Annotated in this window: 19 protein-coding genes; 6 read left to right on the forward strand and 13 right to left on the reverse strand. The window is 66.7% G+C overall.

What is annotated here, in order from left to right; all coding sequences use genetic code 11:
* Nucleotides 1-78: 78 nt before the first annotated feature.
* Complete coding sequence (locus tag CAL28_RS27830; RefSeq protein WP_094844892.1) at nucleotides 79-663, forward strand: DUF4142 domain-containing protein; 585 nt, start codon at nucleotides 79-81, stop codon at nucleotides 661-663.
* Between the two features lie 72 nt (nucleotides 664-735).
* Here CAL28_RS27830 and CAL28_RS27835 read toward each other — a convergent pair whose 3' ends face one another.
* The 7 genes from CAL28_RS27835 to CAL28_RS27865 all read right to left on the reverse strand — a co-directional run bounded on the left by CAL28_RS27835 (nucleotide 736) and on the right by CAL28_RS27865 (nucleotide 6,629).
* Nucleotides 736-1,401 (reverse strand): YoaK family protein, encoded by a 666-nt coding sequence (locus tag CAL28_RS27835; protein WP_094844220.1) that lies wholly within the window; start codon nucleotides 1,399-1,401, stop codon nucleotides 736-738.
* Nucleotides 1,402-1,416: 15 nt separating this feature from the next.
* Nucleotides 1,417-2,466: a lipoyl synthase gene (lipA, locus tag CAL28_RS27840; RefSeq protein ID WP_176464119.1), complete on the reverse strand. Its 1,050-nt coding sequence runs from the start codon at nucleotides 2,464-2,466 to the stop codon at nucleotides 1,417-1,419.
* Between the two features lie 176 nt (nucleotides 2,467-2,642).
* Nucleotides 2,643-3,086, reverse strand: a complete 444-nt coding sequence (locus CAL28_RS27845) for a cupin domain-containing protein (protein ID WP_094844894.1) — start codon at nucleotides 3,084-3,086, stop codon at nucleotides 2,643-2,645.
* A 172-nt stretch (nucleotides 3,087-3,258) separates the two neighbouring features.
* Complete coding sequence (gene lipB / locus CAL28_RS27850; RefSeq protein ID WP_094844221.1) at nucleotides 3,259-3,897, reverse strand: lipoyl(octanoyl) transferase LipB; 639 nt, start codon at nucleotides 3,895-3,897, stop codon at nucleotides 3,259-3,261.
* A gap of 90 nt (nucleotides 3,898-3,987) precedes the next feature.
* Complete coding sequence (locus CAL28_RS27855; RefSeq protein WP_094844222.1) at nucleotides 3,988-4,263, reverse strand: YbeD family protein; 276 nt, start codon at nucleotides 4,261-4,263, stop codon at nucleotides 3,988-3,990.
* A gap of 5 nt (nucleotides 4,264-4,268) precedes the next feature.
* Nucleotides 4,269-5,162 (reverse strand): D-amino acid aminotransferase, encoded by an 894-nt coding sequence (locus tag CAL28_RS27860; protein ID WP_094844223.1) that lies wholly within the window; start codon nucleotides 5,160-5,162, stop codon nucleotides 4,269-4,271.
* 147 nt (nucleotides 5,163-5,309) lie between these two features.
* Nucleotides 5,310-6,629 (reverse strand): D-alanyl-D-alanine carboxypeptidase family protein, encoded by a 1,320-nt coding sequence (locus CAL28_RS27865; RefSeq protein WP_094844224.1) that lies wholly within the window; start codon nucleotides 6,627-6,629, stop codon nucleotides 5,310-5,312.
* 363 nt (nucleotides 6,630-6,992) lie between these two features.
* Between CAL28_RS27865 and CAL28_RS27870 the strand changes: the two genes are divergently transcribed.
* Complete coding sequence (locus CAL28_RS27870) at nucleotides 6,993-8,486, forward strand: putative bifunctional diguanylate cyclase/phosphodiesterase (protein WP_094844225.1); 1,494 nt, start codon at nucleotides 6,993-6,995, stop codon at nucleotides 8,484-8,486.
* Between the two features lie 144 nt (nucleotides 8,487-8,630).
* Nucleotides 8,631-9,992 (forward strand): aminotransferase class III-fold pyridoxal phosphate-dependent enzyme, encoded by a 1,362-nt coding sequence (locus CAL28_RS27875; RefSeq protein ID WP_094844226.1) that lies wholly within the window; start codon nucleotides 8,631-8,633, stop codon nucleotides 9,990-9,992.
* On the opposite strand, the gene CAL28_RS27880 is transcribed toward CAL28_RS27875, so the two are convergent.
* The 5 genes from CAL28_RS27880 to CAL28_RS27900 are packed head-to-tail and all read right to left on the reverse strand — an operon-like array spanning nucleotide 9,948 to nucleotide 14,318.
* Nucleotides 9,948-10,598: an alpha/beta hydrolase gene (locus CAL28_RS27880; protein WP_094844227.1), complete on the reverse strand. Its 651-nt coding sequence runs from the start codon at nucleotides 10,596-10,598 to the stop codon at nucleotides 9,948-9,950. The genes CAL28_RS27875 and CAL28_RS27880 overlap by 45 nt on opposite strands.
* Before the next feature lie 13 nt (nucleotides 10,599-10,611).
* On the reverse strand, nucleotides 10,612-11,391 hold the full coding sequence (locus tag CAL28_RS27885; RefSeq protein ID WP_094844895.1) for an ABC-type transport auxiliary lipoprotein family protein: 780 nt from the start codon (nucleotides 11,389-11,391) through the stop codon (nucleotides 10,612-10,614).
* Between the two features lie 8 nt (nucleotides 11,392-11,399).
* On the reverse strand, nucleotides 11,400-12,353 hold the full coding sequence (locus tag CAL28_RS27890; RefSeq protein WP_094844228.1) for an MlaD family protein: 954 nt from the start codon (nucleotides 12,351-12,353) through the stop codon (nucleotides 11,400-11,402).
* Nucleotides 12,340-13,185: an ABC transporter ATP-binding protein gene (locus CAL28_RS27895; protein ID WP_094844229.1), complete on the reverse strand. Its 846-nt coding sequence runs from the start codon at nucleotides 13,183-13,185 to the stop codon at nucleotides 12,340-12,342. Before CAL28_RS27895 ends, CAL28_RS27890 begins: the two co-directional genes overlap by 14 nt.
* Nucleotides 13,182-14,318: an MlaE family ABC transporter permease gene (locus tag CAL28_RS27900; protein ID WP_094844230.1), complete on the reverse strand. Its 1,137-nt coding sequence runs from the start codon at nucleotides 14,316-14,318 to the stop codon at nucleotides 13,182-13,184. The genes CAL28_RS27895 and CAL28_RS27900 overlap by 4 nt, the downstream gene beginning before the upstream one ends.
* A gap of 317 nt (nucleotides 14,319-14,635) precedes the next feature.
* On the opposite strand from CAL28_RS27900, the gene CAL28_RS27905 reads away from it, so the two are divergent.
* From CAL28_RS27905 to CAL28_RS29865, 3 genes are read left to right on the forward strand one after another with little or no spacing between them, the layout of a single operon-like run.
* Nucleotides 14,636-15,505, forward strand: coding sequence for a biotin--[acetyl-CoA-carboxylase] ligase (locus tag CAL28_RS27905; protein WP_094844231.1), 870 nt, complete (start codon nucleotides 14,636-14,638; stop codon nucleotides 15,503-15,505).
* On the forward strand, nucleotides 15,502-16,410 hold the full coding sequence (locus CAL28_RS27910; protein WP_094844232.1) for a type III pantothenate kinase: 909 nt from the start codon (nucleotides 15,502-15,504) through the stop codon (nucleotides 16,408-16,410). The genes CAL28_RS27905 and CAL28_RS27910 overlap by 4 nt, the downstream gene beginning before the upstream one ends.
* On the forward strand, nucleotides 16,410-16,562 hold the full coding sequence (locus CAL28_RS29865) for a hypothetical protein (protein ID WP_094844233.1): 153 nt from the start codon (nucleotides 16,410-16,412) through the stop codon (nucleotides 16,560-16,562). The genes CAL28_RS27910 and CAL28_RS29865 overlap by 1 nt, the downstream gene beginning before the upstream one ends.
* Before the next feature lie 10 nt (nucleotides 16,563-16,572).
* Here CAL28_RS29865 and CAL28_RS27920 read toward each other — a convergent pair whose 3' ends face one another.
* Nucleotides 16,573-17,901 carry a 3-deoxy-D-manno-octulosonic acid transferase gene (locus tag CAL28_RS27920; protein WP_094844234.1) on the reverse strand — a complete coding sequence of 443 codons (1,329 nt, stop codon included), beginning with the start codon at nucleotides 17,899-17,901 and terminating at the stop codon, nucleotides 16,573-16,575.
* Nucleotides 17,902-17,920 lie beyond the last annotated feature (19 nt).

The following is a 17,920-nucleotide window of genomic DNA, read 5'->3' on the forward strand; positions in this document are numbered from 1 at the left end:
CGCCTGGCGACATTGCCGGGCGCGCAAATTGCTCTTGCTTGGATGACGCCGAATTGGCGCAATTCCAAGGAGAATTCCATGACTGCACGATCCATCACCCGCGGGCTTTTGGCCGCCGGAGTCCTTGCCTTCACGACAGGCGCCTGGGCCCAGCCCGCCCCCACCTCGCCTGCCCCGAACAAGAAAACGGAACAGCGCAGCACGCTCGCCAGTGCCGACAAGGATTTTCTGGAGAACGCCGCGCAGGGCGGACATGCCGAGATCGAAGGCAGCAAAATGGCCCAGACCAAGAGCAGCAATGCCGATGTGAAGCAGTTCGCGGACCAGATGGTCCAGGACCATACGAAGGCGAACGAGGAACTGATGGCGCTGGCCGCGCAGAAGGGCTACACGCCGCCCGATAAGCCGTCGATCATGCAGCGCACCGAGCTGAAGGCGCTTAGCGCCACCAGCGGCGAAACCTTCGACAAGATGTATGTAAGCCGGATCGGCGTGGCCGCGCACGAGGACACCGTCAAGCTCTTCAAGAAGGCCGCCGCCGAAGCCAAGGACCCGGACATCAAGGCCTGGGCCGCCAAGACGCTGCCCACGCTGCAGCATCACCTGGACATGGCCAACGCGCTGCACCAGAAGGTCGATACCGAGACCAAGGCCAAGAAGTAAGCGGGCATCGAGTAAGCGTAAGCAGGCATCGGCGCGGTCATCGGCCGCGCCGGCCGCATCCGCGCGATGGCTTCATGCGGACGTCCGATCGCCCGCAAGCCGCGCGGACAGCCGCCACGCTGCAAGGCAAAGCAACCACGCAGCCGCGGCCGGCGCGAACAAGGCCTGCGCCGGCCAGCGGTACTGCAATAGCGCGCCGCCGACCGCGCCCGCAAGCAGCCCGAAAAAAGCCGCGAGATGTGGCCCCGCGCGCTGCGTCTGGCGGGTGGCGGCGTAACGGCCCAGGGCCTGCCCCAGACGCGCCAGCGCGCCCGTCACGTAGGTCAGGCCCACGGACTGGCCGTCGACTTTTTCGAATGCGGCATTCAGGACGCCCATCGCCAGCACCGCAACCAGGCGCGCCGCCTGGCGCCATGCCTCCGCAGGACCCAGGCCATGATCGGCCAGGTAAAGCCCGGCGCAGGCGGCCGTCAGCAGCATCGCGACGGCGCCCAGCACGGCCGGGCGCGGATGCCGGGCGCGCTGCGCGAGGGCCTCGCCCAGCGCGCTTCCCAGCACGAACAGCAGCAGCACGGCCGCCAGCCGGCCGGCGTGCCGCGTGTCCAGGGCGGCCACGGCCAGCCCCAGGTTGGTGGTGTTGCCGCTCATGAACGATACGAAGCTGCCCGCCGCGATCAGGCCGATCGCATCCGTCATCCCCGCCAGGCAGGACAGCGCGGCGACGAACAGCGTCCGCATGGCGGCGCTGTCGTATCAGTTCACGCCGGCCGCGTGCGCCTGCTGGTCCGCGTGGTAGGAGGAACGCACCATCGCGCCCACCGCCGCGTGCGAGAAACCCATTTCATAGGCTTCGCGCTCGAACATCGCGAAGGTATCGGGATGGACGTAGCGCAGCACCGGCAGATGGTGCTCCGAAGGTTGCAGATACTGGCCGATGGTCAGCATGTCGACGCCGTGCGCGCGCATGTCGCGCATCACCTGCAGGATTTCGTCGTCCGTTTCGCCCAGGCCCAGCATCAGGCCGGATTTGGTCGGAACATCCGGGTGCAGGCGCTTGAACTCCTGCAGCAGCTTCAGCGAATGCGCGTAATCGGAACCGGGACGGGCCTGCTTGTACAAGCGCGGCACCGTTTCCAGGTTGTGATTCATGACATCCGGCGGACCGGCGTTGAGGATTTCCAGCGCACGGTCCAGGCGGCCACGGAAATCCGGAACCAGGACTTCGATGCGAGTGGACGGCGACTGCTCGCGCACCTGCCGGATGCACTCGACGAAATGGCCGGCGCCGCCATCGCGCAGGTCGTCGCGGTCCACGGAAGTGATCACCACATAGGACAGCTTCAGCGCCGCGATCGTGCGTGCCAGGTTCTGCGGCTCGTCGGCATCCAGCGGGTCCGGGCGGCCATGCCCCACATCACAGAACGGGCAACGGCGAGTGCACTTGTCGCCCATGATCATGAAGGTCGCCGTGCCCTTGCCGAAGCACTCGCCGATATTCGGACACGACGCCTCTTCGCAAACGGTATGCAGATTATGTTCGCGCAGAATGCGCTTGATGTCGTAGAAGCGCGAGCCTGGCGCGGCGGCGCGCACGCGTATCCATTCCGGCTTCTTCAGCCGCTCGGCCTGCACCACCTTGATCGGAATGCGGGCCGTCTTGGCCTGCGACTTCTGCTTCGCGGTCGGATCGTAAGGCTGGACGGAATCGGCTGGCGCGGCGTGCGGGACGGCCGGCACGGGCTGGGTACGGGAGCCGTCGGCCTGGGTGGCCTCGGCGAAGGAATGATCTGCGGGCGTGGACATGAGTCGGCTGCGCGCGGCGCCCGAGGCGCCGTCTTCGGGAAAAACCCTAGTTTACTCCCGGCCGGCGGCACGGCCGGCGCAAGACCCCGATGGCGCGGGGGCCTCGCGCCGTTCCGGAAGGGCGATCCGCGTTCATACCGCGGTTCGCGGCCCGATCGGCATGGAAAGGCAGGTGCTTACCGGGGCGGTGCGGGCACCAGCCCATACCGGGACATGACTTCCATCAGCCTGGCCCGATCCGGTGGCCCGCCGGCACTGACGACCTCCCGCACATCGCGGAAATACTGGGCGCCGATGTCGGGGGTCAAAACGATCAGGGCGCGGGCCGTCTCGGCGTGCGGGTTGCTGAAGTGATGCACCGATCCTGGCGGCGTGTGCATCCACTCGCCGGGCTTGAGATCGCGCGCGATGCCATCCACCGAATAACGAAGCACCCCTTCCAGGACATACGCGCACTCTTCGTTATGCGTATGGCTGTGCGGCGGAGGCACCTGCGAGCCCGGTGCCACGGTCAGTTCGAAAACACCCATGCCGCCGCTGGCGGCGCCATCGATCAGGTATCGAATGGTCAATTGGCCGATGTGAATGGCGTCGCCCACGGGCGCGGTGCTGTCGCTCATGATGGAATCCCCCTCTTGTTCGCGCGGAATGGCGGCCGCCAACGGGACGGTGCCCGGGATCGCAGTCCCTACGCGGAGGATATGCCAACAGTTGGCTGAACGCACGGTGCGCGCCGGCATGTCGGCCATCCGGCCGAATCCGGCGGCCAGTGCGCGCGACCGGCACCAGGCCTCATGCGGCGCCAGCGTCTCGCGCCGCGATGCGCGCGATGCGCGACGCCAGGCTTTCGCCCACATCCCGCAGGCTGGCCGCCACGCCACACGATGCCATGTCCGTGGTCGCCAGGTTCTCGTACCCGCATGGATTGATGCCCAGGAAAGGCGCGAGGTCCATGTCGACGTTCAAGGCCACGCCGTGATAGGCGCAGCCAGAGCGGATCTTGATGCCCAGCGCGGCGATCTTGGCCAGTTCGCCATCGGCGGACGGGACGGGCACATAGACGCCCGGGGCGCCGGGCTTGCGGCAGGCCTGGATACCGTAGCCGGCCAGGGTGGCGATGACGGCGTCTTCCAGGAAGGCCACGTATTCCTTCACATAGATCCCGGCGCGCCGCAGGTCGATCAGGGCATAGGCCACCACCTGGCCGGGACCGTGATAGGTGACCTGGCCGCCGCGATCGGTACGCACCACGGGGATATCGTGGGGATTCAGCACATGCTCAGGCTTGCCCGCCTGCCCCAGGGTATAGACCGGCCCATGCTCGCACAGCCAGATCTCGTCGGCGGTGGCGGGCGTGCGGGCCTCCGTGAAGGCCTGCATTGCCTGCCATACCGCCGCATAGTCGGCGGGCCGGTTCAACCACTTGATCATGCGCGGGCGCCCCTTCCCGGTGGGCCGTATGGCGCCCGCCCAGGGCCTGTTTGCGTACTCATGCGAGGGGTGTTCCGGCGTTGACAGGCCCTAGAGCACGACGGCGACCAGCGGATGGCCGTGCAGCGCACGGTATAGCCCGTCCAGCTGCTCGCGCGAGGTGGCGCGCACCGTGAAGGTCAGGCCGATGTAATTGCCGCCCTTGCTCGGCCGCATTTCGACGGTGGCGGGATCGAAGCCGGGATCGAACTGCAATACGACTTCGGTCAATACCTGGGCGAAATCCGGATGACGCTTCCCCATCACCTTGATGGGGAAATCGCTGGGGTATTCGATCAGGGATTGTTCGGGCGGGATATTCATCATGCGTATTACATGGGGACGCCAGGGGCTTTTCCAAGCAGCGCGGCGATACGGGCATCATACCCCCGGCGCAGGGCCGCATAAACCGGGCCGGGTCGGCCCGCGCCCACCGGTTTGCCGTCCAGCGCCGCGACCGGCAGGATCTCCCGGGTAGCGGAAGAGACCAGCAACTCGTCGGCATTCTCGACTTCGGCGCGCGCGATGGGGCGCATCTCGAAGGGGATGCCGGCTTCCTGCGCGAGCTCGGCCATCAACCCGTAGCGTATGCCCTCCAGCACCAGATGGTTCTTGGGCGCGCCCAGCAGCTTGCCGCCCGCCACCGCCCAGACATTGCAGGTCGCGCCTTCGGTAAGGATGCCGTCGCGAAACTGCACGACTTCATCGGCGCCCTCGTCCACCGCGCGCTGCTTGGCCAGCACATTGCCCAGCAGGGAAACCGACTTGATATCGCAGTGCAGCCAACGCTCGTCGGAAATCGACACCAGCGATACGCCCTGCTCGCGCAGCTCGGCCCCGGGCCGGGTGAAAGGCGAAGTCATGCCGAACACCGTGGGCGTCAGGCGTTCCGCCGGAAACCCGTGGTCGCGCTTGGCCACGCCACGCGTAACCTGCAGGTACACCACGCAGGAAGGCGTCAATGACCGCTCGATCAGCCCCTGGACGACTTCATTCCAGCCGGCGCGATCGAAGGGCGATTCGATGCGGATGCTGGCCAGGCTGCGCTCCAGCCGCGCGAGGTGTTCGGCCATGCGGAAAGGACGGCCTTCGTACACCGGCACGACTTCATAAATGCCATCGCCGAAAATGAACCCGCGGTCCAGGACCGAGATTTTCGCGTCCTGCAACCGCAGGAATTCGCCATTCAGATACGCCAGGCTATCGCCCGGCACGCCCGGAATCATGAGTGCTCCTTGCAAGGAAGAATTGGCACGCGGCCGACCGCCATGAGAAACCGCGCCGCAATGAAAAAGGCGGACCTCCGTCCGCCCTGTCCAGCCGGCCCGGCGGCCGTCCGCGGGATGGCCGCCAGCTTACACCGCCTGGGCCGCCTACTGCAGCCAGCGCTTCACGATATCGACCATGCGGCCGAAAAAGCCCGCGCGTTCCACGGATTCGCGCACGACCAGCGGCTCGGTGCGCAGGGTCTTGCCGTCCAGGGTCAGGCGCAGCGTGCCCACGCGCTGGCCTTTTTCCAGCGGCGCGACGAGCGGATCGGTGCGCTCGGCCACCGGCTTGACGTCCGCGGCCTTGCCGCGCGGCACGGCGATCCAGACCGGGGCCGGAGGACCCAGCTTGGCGGTCTCGACCTTGCCTTCCCAGACGCGCGCGTCCAGCGCCGGCTGGTTGTTGTCGAACAGCTTGACGGTATCGAAGTTCTGGAAGCTCCAGTTCAGCAGCTTGAGGCTTTCCTCCGCCCGCGTGGACTCGCTATCGGCCCCGACCATCACCGTCAGCACGCGGCGGTCGCCGCGCAGGGCGGTGGCGACCAGGCAATAGCCCGCCGATTCGGTGTGCCCGGTCTTCATGCCGTCCACCGAGGGATCGGCCCACAACAGCCGGTTGCGATTGGGCTGGTTGATCTTGTTGTAGGTGAAGGCCCGCTGCTTGTAGTAGTGGAAGTAATCGGGATGATCGGTGATCAGGTGCGTGGCGATCGTCGCCAGGTCGCGTACCGTCGTGGTGTGCTGGGGATCCGGCAGGCCGGTGGCGTTGACGAAATGCGAGCCCTTCATGCCCAGGCGTTCGGCTTCCTGGTTCATCAAGGTCGCGAAGGCGCTTTCGCTGCCGGCCACGGCCTCGGCCAGTGCCACCGAGGCATCGTTGCCGGACTGGACGATCACGCCCTGCAGCAGCTCGTCCACCGTGACGGGCTTGCGCGGCTCGATGAACATGCGCGAACCGCCCGTGCGCCAGGCATGCTCGGACACCGGCACCTGCTGGTCCAGCGTCAGGCGCTTTTCGTCGAGGGCATTGAAGACCACATACGCGGTCATGATCTTGGTCAGGGATGCCGGTTCGACTTGCTGGTCGGGGTTGGACCCCGCCAGCACCTGGCCGCTATTGACGTCCACGGAAATCCAGGCCCGCGCGGCGATTGCCGGGGCGGGCACCGGAGACACCGCGGAGACCGGCGAGATGCCATTGGCGTCCGCGTTGGCCACCTGCGAGGGGGACGCCCCCGATGGCGTCGTCGCCGCCTGGGTGGGATTGGTTGCCGGGGCAGGCGCCGCCGCCTTGGCCGCCGGTTTGCCCGCTGTCTGCGCCCAGGTTGCCGGCGCTCCCATCGCCAGCGCCGCGGTCAACGTGCCGGCGACGAGGCGCCGTCCAACGGTTGAAGAGGAAAAACGGGGCAAACGCGGAATCGTCATCGGCAAAGTCGGGAGGGTCGGGGGATGGGCGTGGAAACCGCACAATTATAGGCAGGCCGGGTAAACGGAATACCCGGGAAAGCCTGTCTGCATGCCGTCGAACATGCAACGCCATGCAACTTCCAAAACAAACATTTACAACCGGAAGCCTTACAGTACGATCGCCCGTGCGGCGGCGCGCGACACTGCCGGAAGAAGGTAGCGGGGTGTCGCGCGCAAGAAACGCGCGCGTGTGCGGCGCGCGACACTTGTATTGGAATAGATACATTCTTGTTACTATGCTGAGCCAACCGACCTAAGCCGTTTCCGTCAGCCGGCCGACTTCGGCCCCAGTGCAGTTTCACATCCTGCAGTCGACCATTCATGAGCGGCACCTATCTCGTTGGGACGGTTCTTTTGTCCCTTATCGTCGTGGCGCTGGCCGCGTATACCGCCGTATTGGCCTCGCGGTACGCGGCATCGCGGCGTTCGCTGGACGGCTCGCTGCGCGAGGTCAGCATCGCCTTGCAGCGCCTGGCCACCACGGACATGCTGACCGAACTGCCCAACCGCACCGCGCTGGCCGGGTCCACCGACATGGCCATTACGCGCGCGCGCCATACGGGCAATGAATTCGCGCTGCTGCTGATGGACCTGGATGGCTTCAAGCACATCAACGATTCGCTGGGCCACAGCATCGGCGATGGCATGCTGCAATCCTTCGCGCGGCGGCTGCGTGCCTGCGTGCGGGGCGAAGACACCGTCGGGCGCCTGGGCGGTGACGAGTTCGTCGTCCTCGTCGAAGGCCTGAACAGCCGCGAGGGCGCCGCCCGCGTGGCGCAGGCCGTCAATACGGCCATGCGCGACGATCTGACATTCCAGGGCATGACGCTGCGGCTTACCGCCAGCATCGGCATCGCCATGTTCCCGCACGACGGCGAAGACGTCGAAACGCTGATGAAGAACGCCGACATCGCGATGTACGGCGCGAAGGAACATGGCCGCAACGGCTTTCGCTTCTACGAACCGCACATGGGCGAAAGCTACCGGCGCATGCTGATGATGCAGCAGGGGCTGAACGATGCGCTTATCAGCGAACAGCTCAGCCTGGACTACCAGCCGGAATTCGCCGACGGCGGCCACCGCGTGACCGCCGCCGAAGCGCTGCTGCGCTGGAGCCATCCGCGCCTGGGCGCCGTGCCGCCGGGCGAATTCATTCCCGTCGCGGAACGCTCGGGCCAAATCATCGAAATCGGATTCTGGGTCATGCGCACGGTATGTCGGCATATGAAGCGCTGGGACGCCCGCGGCCTGCCCTCCTTGAAGGTGTCGATCAATCTATCGACCAAGCAGTTGTCGCATCCAGACTTCGTCGAGCGCATGGTCGCCATCGCGCACGAGGAAGGCGTACCGCCGACCCGCCTGGTCTTCGAGATCACGGAATCCGTCGCCATGCAGGATGCGGAGCTCAGTTCGCGCGTCATCCGCGCTTTCCGCGGACACGGCTTCGGCATCGCCATCGACGATTTCGGCACCGGCTATTCCAGCCTGGCCTATCTACAGCAGTTCCGCGCGCAGCAATTGAAGATCGACCGATTCTTCACGCAAGGGCTGGACACCCACGGCGAGGAAGGGCGCGCCATCGTGGCGGCCATTCTGGCCATGGCGCACACGCTGAACATGGAAGTCGTCGCGGAAGGCGTCGAAACCACGACGCAATTGAACGCCCTGCGGGCACTCTCTTGCGACCAAATGCAAGGCTATCTCCTGAAGCGCCCCATGCCGCTCGCGGCTTTTGAATTTTTCCTCGAAAGCCTGTGCAACCCTGTCCCGGCGCTCGGTACATCGCTGGAAGGCGGCCTGCCCGCTCGCCCCTGACATCGTTCGGGGGCATTGCCCGTCGCGAGGCGGCGGGGAATTCCATTCCACGGGTTTCTCCTTAAGGGACGCTGCGTCAATTTATTTGTACGATTGCGAGGACAAAGAAACAAACGCACCACGGACCTGACCGGGAGGGGCCCTATGGACGCGTATGACGTGCAGGATGCGATCGATCGCTGGACGATACGCTATCCGCCGGGGGCAGCGCGCCGGACGGCACGCCCGCCGATCGCGCACGCGCAGGGCCCGATCATTCACGACACCGCCGGTGCACGCTATCTGGACTTCGGCTCCAACCCGACGGGCGCGATCCTCGGCCACAACCATCCCCGTTATATCGAGGCGGTGCGACGGCGCCTGCATACAGTCGGCGACGATACCTTCCTCGACCAGGACGCATTGCTGCTGCACTGCCGCCTGGGAGAAATCCTGACACCGCCGCTGCAGAAATCGCTGCTTGTCCCGCATGGGGACGCCGCTTTGCGCGTCGCGGCCGGCATGGCCCGCGCCGTCACCGGAGGCGCCGATATCATCGCGGTATCCGCCACGCATGACGGCGCGGTGTGCTTCACGCGGCCGGCCACGGCTGCATCGCATCCGGGCAACCTCCCGGTTACGGGCGTATCCGAAGCGCATGGCACGGCTGGCGTCTGTCCCGACCCCGCGCAATGCGCCTGCGGCGCGCAAGGTGGCCTGCAACCGTGCCCGTGGGCGGCATTCGAGGCCACGGTGGCCGCGTGCGAACGGCGCCCCGCCGCGCTGCTTATGAAATCCTTCGCCGGCGGCGCGTTCGGTGCGGGGGCTGGCTGGGCGCCCGTCCTGCGGCGCCTTTGCCATCAGTACGGCATGCTGTTGATCGTCGACGAGACCGCGACGGGCTACGGCAGGACAGGGCGAATGTGGGGGCACCAGCATGACGATGTCGTCCCGGACATCCTTATCGCATCGGCGCGCTTCGGGGCAGGCCAGTCCATCGATGTGGTCTGCACCGCACCCGATATCGCGGAACAGGTACGCGCCTGCGACAACGGGGTACTGGACCTTGCGTGGCACGATCCCGTTGCCTGCATCGCGGCCGTCACGACGATCGACATCGTGCGGGAAGAGGAACTGGTCTCGCGCGCGGCGGCGATAGGCGAATACCTGAAGACACGCCTGGGCACGATGGCGGCCGATAAGCCGATGATCGCCGCGGTCCACGGCCGGGGAGCGATGTATGCGATCGAGCTATCGGCCGGCTGGGCCGCCGGAAACCACGTGCACCAGCTCGGCCAGGAAGTGGTACAGGCATGCCGCGACAAGGGATTGCTGCTGCGCGAGCCGGCCGGCGACGATTCGGACCGCATCGTCCGCGTGGCCCCGCCCATGGTCAGCACCGAAACACAACTCGATGAAGGACTGGATATCCTCGACCGCGTCCTGCGCGATATCGCCGCCGCACCCCGTGCGTCCGCGGCCTCACGGCCAGGCGCGCGCGAGCCGGGTCAGCACCAGCTGTCGTAATAGCAGCAGCTTGCCGTGGAAGAAGTGCGTGGCGCCCGGGATGACCACCACCGGCACGGAACGGTCCCGCGTCCAATCGAAGAGCTCGACCAGGGGCACGACCTCGTCCTGCTCCCCATGGACGATCAGCGTGTCGTCCGGCAGCGCCACGTCGCGGAATTGGAAGCGCCACACCGCGGCGCCCGCCAAAACCAGCGCCGACGGCCGCGCCATGCCGCTATCGGCCAATGCGGCATCCAACTGCGCGGCAACCGCGGTACCGAAGGAAAAGCCGGCCAGGGCCCAGGGCGCGGCGGCCAGCCCGGGCTCCCGTTCCAGCCATTGCGCGACCAGCTCGCGCATATCTTCGGTTTCGCCGCGCGCCTTGTCGAATTCCCCCGCCGACGCGCGCACGCCGCGAAAATCCGGCCGTAGCGCCACCAATCCCTGCTGCACGCACGCCCGCGCAATCGTCGTCACGACCTTGTTATCGCGCGTGCCCTCGTGCAACGGATGCGGGTGCAGCACCAGCGCCCAGCCGGACGGCGCGCCGTCCGGCCAATCCACGGCGCAATCGATGGGGCCGGCCAGGCCATTGAACTGGACAATCTCGGTACGGGCGGACATTGCGGGGCACTCGTCAGGGCAAAGAACGCGATGTTAAACCGGCCGCACCGGCCGCCGGCGCCAGGGCCGATGTCGAGGTCGAGGTCGATGCCGCCAGGCTTCGTTCCAGCCAGACGGAAAGATCGCCCGCCGCCATGTCCGTCGCGGTACGCAGGGCTTGCACGCCCCCTTGCGCGTCCTGGCTGGGCGCGGTCGCCGCGCGTGCCAAGCGAAGAGAATCGACTACGCGCCGGTCCCGCACCAGGACCGCCTGAAGCGCGACCTGTCCCGAACTGGACTTGCCGTCCGGCGTGTAGACCTGCTCGAAGCGGGTCAACGTCACCTGCAGCACGGGCGCGCGGGGATCGACGCCATCCTGCACCACCGGCCCCACCGCGGACAGCCGGTCGATCACACGCTGCTGCACGAGCTGCGACGGCGGCGCGGCCCAGCGATACGTCGCATAGGAATGCGGACTGGCGCTATCGCCGACGCGCCAGATCACACCGGTATCCGTCAGCATCTGCGCGGCGGAAAAACTGACCGCCACGGCCTCGCGGCGCGTGGCCTGGCCGCCGGACGACTCCGTGGAAGTGCCTGACGATCCCGCCAGGCTGCCTGGCGGCATCGCGCCGCCCGCCGACGCCGAGGCCCCGGACGGCAGCGCCGCGGACGCGCCTGGCGCCGGACCCAGATCGAACAACTGCGCCGGCGGGCTCGTGCGCCCCAGGCTGCATCCGCCCAGCGCCACGGCCAGGCCCAGCACCGCGGGCAGCGAACGCCAGGCACCCCATCGTCGGGCATGGCGGGTCATCTGCGGGTTCATTGTCCTCTCCCAAATCCTTCGAAGCCGGCCTCGCCCGGTCCGGGCCGCGGCGGCGGCGCCCCGAAAATAATCGACTGCGGCGTATCGCCGACGCGCCGCACGGTGGTGGACACGCCGCGCGCGGTGGCGCTGACCTGGTTCGCCATGCCGCTGACGGCCGGCAGGGTGTCGTTGGACAGGCGCGAAGCGGCATAGGCGATCTCGCGCAGGCTGCGCGTGGCCATCACCAGCGGCCCATCCGGCGCATCCAGGCGCGCAACCGCGACGCGCGCCTGCTGCGCCAGCGCCGAAATATCGCGCGCCGCCCCTTGCGCCTGCCTCGACGTTTCGCCCAGGTTGTCGATCAGGGGCCCGACCTTCGCCACCAGCGGACGCAGCTGCGCGCTCGCGTCCTTCAGCGAGGCCGACACCGTGGCCGCATCCCGCAAGGCGGACTGCAAGGCCTGCAGGTTCTGGTCGTTAAGGAGGACAGCCAGCTGGCCCGAGATCTTTTCCAGGTTGCCGACGATATTGCCGCCGCCGAGCGAAAGCCGCTCGAACAGGCCAGGACGCAGCGGAATGACTGGCAAGGCATCGCCCTGGCGCTCCAGCCGCACCCGCGAACTGCCGTCGTCGCGCAGATCGATATTGGCCAGGCCCGTAATCCCCTGCACGCCCAGCTCCGCCCAGGTCGCCTCGGTAATCGGCACACTGGGCGCCACGCCGATGCGGATGCGCACACGGCCCGGCACGTTGGGATCGAAGCTCAACCCCTGGACCTTGCCCGCGGGCACGCCCTGGTAGCGCACCGGCGATTGCGCCGACAGCCCGCTCACCGCCGTATTGGAAATGATCTCGTACTCGGTCAAGGTGGCGCGATCACGGTTGATCACCAGGGCAATCAACAGCACGGCCGCCAGCAGCACCAGCGTAAACGCACCCGCCAGCAGCGCATGGCTACGGCTTTCCATACATCAACTCCTTTGGAGCCAGGTCACCAAGCGCCCGGCGGCCTCGCTCGCCCAGGAAGAAAGCTTGGATAAAGGGATGATTCACTTGCAGGATTTCCTGCAAGGTATCGCAGGCAATGACATGCTTGTCGGCCAGGACCGCGACGCGCGAGGACAGCTCCACCAGCGTATCGAGGTCATGGGTCACCATCAGTACCGTGAAATGCAGCTGCTTGTGCAGATTGCGCACCAGGTCGACGAACTCATCGGACCGCTGCGGATCCAGGCCGGCCGTCGGCTCGTCCAGGAACAGCAACTGCGGATCCAGCGACAAGGCACGCGCCAGCGCCACGCGCTTGACCATCCCGCCGGAAAGATCGGCGGGCCGCTTGTGCGCATCGTCGGCCGACAGACCCACCATCTCCAGCCGGCACATCACCACGTCCTGCACCAGCGCTTCCGGGATCGTGCGCAATTCGCGCAGCGGCAGGGCGACGTTGTCGAACACCGACAACGCCGAGAACAAGGCGCCGGCCTGGAAAAGCACGCCCCATCGCCGCGCCAGCTTGCCGCATTCCATCGAGCTCATTTCCGAGACCGGCATGCCCATGACGGTAACCTTGCCCGCGGCCGGCGTTTCCAGGCCCATGATCTGCCGCAGCAACACCGTCTTGCCGGAGCCGGACCCGCCCACCAGCGTCAGGATCTCGCCGGGATAGACCGTCAGGTCCAGGTCCTCGTGCACGACATGGTCGCCGAACGCCGTCTTCAGGCCCACCACCGAGATGATGGGCGCCACGGTCAGCGCTTCATCCTTGAACAAATGCCGCTGTTGAGAGATATCGTCTTTCATAAAGCCACCCCGCTCAGCATCACGGCGTACAAGGCGTCGACCAGGATCACACCGGTGATGGAAGTCACCACGGACGTCGTCGTGCGGCGGCCGAGGCTTTCCGTATTCGGTTCGATGTTCAGCCCGAAATAGCACGCGACCAGCGCGATCACCACACCGAAGGTCGCCCCTTTGACCAAGCCGATGCCGTAGTTCGACAGGCTCACCGCGTCCGGCAGCGTATTCAGGAACCAGCCCAGCGACACGCCCAACTGCGCGCGCGCGGCCAGCATGCCGCCCAGCAGCGCCATCGCATCCGTCCACACCACCAGCAGCGGCATCGACACCGCCAGCGCGACCACGCGCGGCAGGATCAGCCGCTGGCTATACGAAATGCCCATCACCGCCATGGCGTCCAGCTCCTGCGTGACGCGCATCACGCCGATCTGCGCCGTGAAGGCGGACCCCGACCGGCCGGCGACCAGGATGGCCGCCAGCACCGGCCCCAGCTCGCGCACGATGGACGTCCCCAGCAAGCGCACGATAAAGCGCTCGGCGCCGTAGGTCTGCAACTGCTGCGACGACAGATACGAAATCACCACCCCGATCAGGAACCCCACCAACGCGGTAATGCCCAGCGCCTGCGCGCCCGCGCGATAGATCTGCGCGGAGATCTCGCGCCACGGCGCGCGGGCGGGATTGCGCAGCATCGCGCCCAGATCCAGTATCAGCTGGCCCAGCATGATGATCATCGCGTAGCCATGGCGCGCGCCCACCAGAATGGCCTCGCCCAGTGTCACGAGCGGAGCCAGGCGGTCTTCCGGCGGCGGGGGTGGCGCGACGACTTCGTGCGGATGGGCAGCCAGGGCGTCGAACACTTCCTTCAACCCGGCGGACACCCGCAGCCGTTCCGGCATCCTGTCGCCCCAGGCATGCCAGATCAGGTTGGCACCGACGGTATCCAGGCGGACGATGCCGGTCAGGTCCCAGCGCGCATCGCGCGCGGCCTGCTCCAGGGCGCGGCAGCGGGACTGGACCTCGCCCGGCCGCGCCAGGGCATGAACGCTCCAGTCGCCGCTCACATAGCAAACGCCGCCGGAAAGCCGGAAAGGCGACACGGCGGCGGTCGGCGGATTCGGGTGGGTCTGGACCATGGAGTATCGATGGGACCGGTCTGGCGCCGGCCCTCCTGGACGCGAACAGGAGTAATGATACGCGGAGTAGCCCGTCCGGACGGGTCCACCGCGACTCGACGGCCTTTCGCCGCCATTCCCCAAAGTTTGCGCCGCCCGACGGTTCGGACCGGCCTTAAGCCCCCTTATGCCCCGATTCACCGTGCGCCAAGCCGGGCGCGGGAACGCGCCACGCAACGGAGGGCTATAAAATCCGCTCATCGCACGCCGAAATCCGGCCATTGCCGCCCCGCGAACATTCTCTACACCCTGCGCTGTCCCAGCCCTCGACGTTCCTCATGCCCGATTTGCCCGGACTTCCTTCGCCAGACCATATGGCCGCCGCCTTGCGTGCACGGTTGATGGACGGCGCCCGCACGCCCTTCGGCCAGGTCGACTGGACAGCGCAGACCGGCTCGACCAATGCCGATCTGCTGGCGCGCGCGCGCCAACGCGGCCCCGGCGCGGACGCCGTCCACGGCTCCGACACCCCCAAACCGTGGCTTCTCGGCGCCCATTTGCAACAAACCGGACGCGGCCGCGCTGGACGGGCATGGCAGAACCGGCCGGGCGCGGCGCTGATGTTTTCCTGCGCGTTCGATACCGTCCTGTCCCCTTCCCACCTGCCAGTTCTCTCTCCACTGGCCGGCCTGGTGGCGTGCGAAGCCCTGCGCGCCATCGCCGGGGCGGTCGGCGAACGCCTGTGCGTCAAATGGCCCAATGACGTGCAATGGGGCGACGCCAAGCTCGCGGGCGTATTGGTTGAAACCACGCGCAATCCGGCTGGCCGGCACGCCGGCCACACCGTGGTCATCGGCATGGGCATGAACCTGTGCGACGCCGAAGAATTGTCCCGTACGCTGGAGCGCCAGATCGCGGACTGGACCTCGACGGGCAGCGACGTCGCGCTTAGCGACGTCGTCTGCGAAGTCGCCCTGGCGTGGCGCGACGCCCTGGCCGAAGTCGAACGCGACGGATTCGCGGGATTCGTCGGGCGATTCAGGCGATTGGATGCCCTGGAGGGGCGCGACATCCAGGTGCTGGACAAGGGAACTGTCCTGCACCACGGCCTGGGGTGCGGCGTGGACGCGCAAGGACGCCTGCGGATCCGCACGTGGGAAGGCGAACTGCCGGTGTCGGTGGGCGAGATTTCGGTGCGGCCGGCATGAAAACCATCGTCTTAATCGACTCGGGGAATACGCGGCTGAAGGTGGGGGTTGTCGGAGGTACTTGCGACGCGAACCTCCACGCCCACGCGCTGGACAACGACGACATCCGCGGCTTGAAGAACTGGCTCGGCACGCTATCCGGCGCGCCTGTCGCCGCGTTGGGCACCAACGTCGCGGGCCCGGCGCGCGCCGCCGCTATCGAAGCGGCCTTGGGCGACATCCACTGCCCCGTGCGCTGGATCGTGCCGCAGGCACACGCCTATGGATTGACCTCGCGCTATACGCAGCCAGGACAACTGGGCGCGGACCGATGGGTGTCGATGCTGGGCGTGCTGGCCAGACGCGATGCCGTTAAGAACGGGTCATCCGACGCATCTCACGCATCGGACCCGGCTGCTGCCGGTCCCGGCGACGCGGGGCACGGCATGAAAGGCCGCCCGGCTGCGGCGAGTCCGGTTCCGCCTTTTCTACTTGCCAGCTTCGGCACCGCGACCACGCTGGACACGGTCAGCGGGGACAATGTCTTCGAAGGCGGTTTGATTTTGCCTGGCCCCGCACTGATGCGCGACTCCCTGGCTTCCGGCACCGCCAACCTGCCCCTGGCCCACGGCGATGCGATGGCCTACCCCACCGACACCCGGCACGCGATTGCCTCCGGCATCGCGGCCGCGCAGGCCGGTGCAGTGCTGCGACAATGGCTGGCGGGTTTGCGGCGCTACGGCGATGCACCGCACCTCTACGTGGCCGGCGGCGGATGGCCGGAAGTCGAGGCGGAAACCCGGCGTTTACTGGCCGATGCGGCCACCGCCATGGGACGCTTGCCGCCGATCATCTCCGTGATCGAGAATCCCGTTCTGCATGGCCTGGCACGTATCGCCGCAACCGCAAACCTGGACCAGACGTAATGCGCATACTTTTCATCCTGATCGTGCTGGCAAATATCGTCGTCTACGGGATGGGCCAGGGCTGGCTCGGCGTGCAGCCGGAGGACGAAGGCAGGGACCCGCTGAAGCTGCAGCAGCAGTTGAATGCGGATAAGGTGGTGGTGGGTAAGTAGCCCAGAACCGTCAACGACCGCCTTGGATTCCGGCCCGGTCGGTTGCCAGCTCCGCGCCAAGCCAGGGCCGCATTGCTTCCATCATGCGCTTCGTCGCACCCGTATGGGCGGCCGTCCAGTCCAGCGCTGCCTGCCGCATGGCTTCCAGACGCCGACGATCGCGCAACAATGCATAGGCGATACGCAGCGCATCGCCCGGATCGGTGGCCTGTATTGCCGCCCCCGCCGCAATGGCATCCTGAGTCGCCTGAGAAAAATTCTGCATGTGCGGCCCGACAATCACTGGCGTCCCGGCCGCACAGGCTTCGATCAGGTTCTGGCCACCGAACGGCGCGAACCCGCCACCGATGATCGCGACATCGGCTGCCGCGTAATAAAAAGCCATCTCGCCCAGCGTATCGCCCAACAGCACGGCCATACGTGGCGGCGGAATTTCCACATCGATAGACCGCCGCGTGAAGTCCAGACGATACTTCTGCAGAACGGCTGCCACATCGCCGAACCGCTGTGGATGGCGCGGAATCAGCATGTGCAGCACACCGGCCGGAGCGAGCTCTGCTGCCGCCTGCTGGATGGCAGCAGCGAACAAGTCTTCCTCTCCATCCCGTGTACTGGCGATGGCGATCACCGGACGCGCTAGCGCGTCCTTCCATCGACGCCCATCCGCCAGCTGTGCCTGGGACAAGTTGACATCGAACTTCAGATTGCCGACGACATGCGGACCGAAAGCGCCCACCTTACGCAAACGGTCGGCATCAGCCGGGGTTTGAGCAAGTACCAGGTCCAGTGCCGAGTAGGCTCGAAATAGCGCCCGTCTGGCCCACCGAGACCGATGCAGCCCGCCTTCGGACAAACGCGCACTGACGAGGATGACAGACACGCCTTCCCGCACCGCCTCATGGATCAAGTTGGGCCAGACCTCCCGTTCGATCAGTATCCCGCAACGCGGCTTGAAGAATCTGAGGAACCGCCTTGTCGAACCGGGAAAATCATAGGGCAGCCAGGTTTGCCGCAGTTGCCCGCTGGCGATCGCTTCGGCAAACAGACGCGCGCCTTCCGCGCGGCCCGTTGGGGTTGTGTGGGTCAGCAGGACCGCCAGGCCCCGATCCAGCACAGCCTTGATCAAGGGCTGCGCCGCGCGCGTTTCACCCAGGCTGACCGCATGTATCCAGACACGCCCCGCCACCCCTGGACGTGAGTCTTTATCCTGGTACCGGCCGAAACGGGCCGGCGCAAAAATCTCCCAATCCTCCCTACCCGCGCCGGCGCGTAGGTACATCCAGAGCCAGATAACCGGCGCAAACAGACGTAGCAAAAGGGTATAAAAAAATCTCGTCATAGAGTCGCAAGCCGGCCGC

This window comes from Bordetella genomosp. 11, from assembly GCF_002261215.1.
Classification (GTDB): domain Bacteria; phylum Pseudomonadota; class Gammaproteobacteria; order Burkholderiales; family Burkholderiaceae_B; genus Bordetella_C.

Coding starts and splice junctions, on each gene's coding strand:
- CAL28_RS27865 (WP_094844224.1), bottom strand. CDS start 6,629: ATGACGATTCCGCGTTTGCCCCGTTTTTCCTCTTCAACCGTTGGACGG.
- CAL28_RS27885 (WP_094844895.1), bottom strand. CDS start 11,391: ATGACCCGCCATGCCCGACGATGGGGTGCCTGGCGTTCGCTGCCCGCG.
- CAL28_RS27835 (WP_094844220.1), bottom strand. CDS start 1,401: ATGCGGACGCTGTTCGTCGCCGCGCTGTCCTGCCTGGCGGGGATGACG.
- CAL28_RS27905 (WP_094844231.1), top strand. CDS start 14,636: ATGCCCGATTTGCCCGGACTTCCTTCGCCAGACCATATGGCCGCCGCC.
- CAL28_RS27855 (WP_094844222.1), bottom strand. CDS start 4,263: ATGATGAATATCCCGCCCGAACAATCCCTGATCGAATACCCCAGCGAT.
- CAL28_RS27860 (WP_094844223.1), bottom strand. CDS start 5,162: ATGATTCCGGGCGTGCCGGGCGATAGCCTGGCGTATCTGAATGGCGAA.
- CAL28_RS27920 (WP_094844234.1), bottom strand. CDS start 17,901: ATGACGAGATTTTTTTATACCCTTTTGCTACGTCTGTTTGCGCCGGTT.
- CAL28_RS27870 (WP_094844225.1), top strand. CDS start 6,993: ATGAGCGGCACCTATCTCGTTGGGACGGTTCTTTTGTCCCTTATCGTC.
- CAL28_RS27900 (WP_094844230.1), bottom strand. CDS start 14,318: ATGGTCCAGACCCACCCGAATCCGCCGACCGCCGCCGTGTCGCCTTTC.
- CAL28_RS27845 (WP_094844894.1), bottom strand. CDS start 3,086: ATGAGCGACAGCACCGCGCCCGTGGGCGACGCCATTCACATCGGCCAA.
- lipA (WP_176464119.1), bottom strand. CDS start 2,466: ATGTCCACGCCCGCAGATCATTCCTTCGCCGAGGCCACCCAGGCCGAC.
- lipB (WP_094844221.1), bottom strand. CDS start 3,897: ATGATCAAGTGGTTGAACCGGCCCGCCGACTATGCGGCGGTATGGCAG.
- CAL28_RS27890 (WP_094844228.1), bottom strand. CDS start 12,353: ATGGAAAGCCGTAGCCATGCGCTGCTGGCGGGTGCGTTTACGCTGGTG.
- CAL28_RS27875 (WP_094844226.1), top strand. CDS start 8,631: ATGGACGCGTATGACGTGCAGGATGCGATCGATCGCTGGACGATACGC.
- CAL28_RS27830 (WP_094844892.1), top strand. CDS start 79: ATGACTGCACGATCCATCACCCGCGGGCTTTTGGCCGCCGGAGTCCTT.
- CAL28_RS29865 (WP_094844233.1), top strand. CDS start 16,410: ATGCGCATACTTTTCATCCTGATCGTGCTGGCAAATATCGTCGTCTAC.
- CAL28_RS27910 (WP_094844232.1), top strand. CDS start 15,502: ATGAAAACCATCGTCTTAATCGACTCGGGGAATACGCGGCTGAAGGTG.
- CAL28_RS27895 (WP_094844229.1), bottom strand. CDS start 13,185: ATGAAAGACGATATCTCTCAACAGCGGCATTTGTTCAAGGATGAAGCG.
- CAL28_RS27880 (WP_094844227.1), bottom strand. CDS start 10,598: ATGTCCGCCCGTACCGAGATTGTCCAGTTCAATGGCCTGGCCGGCCCC.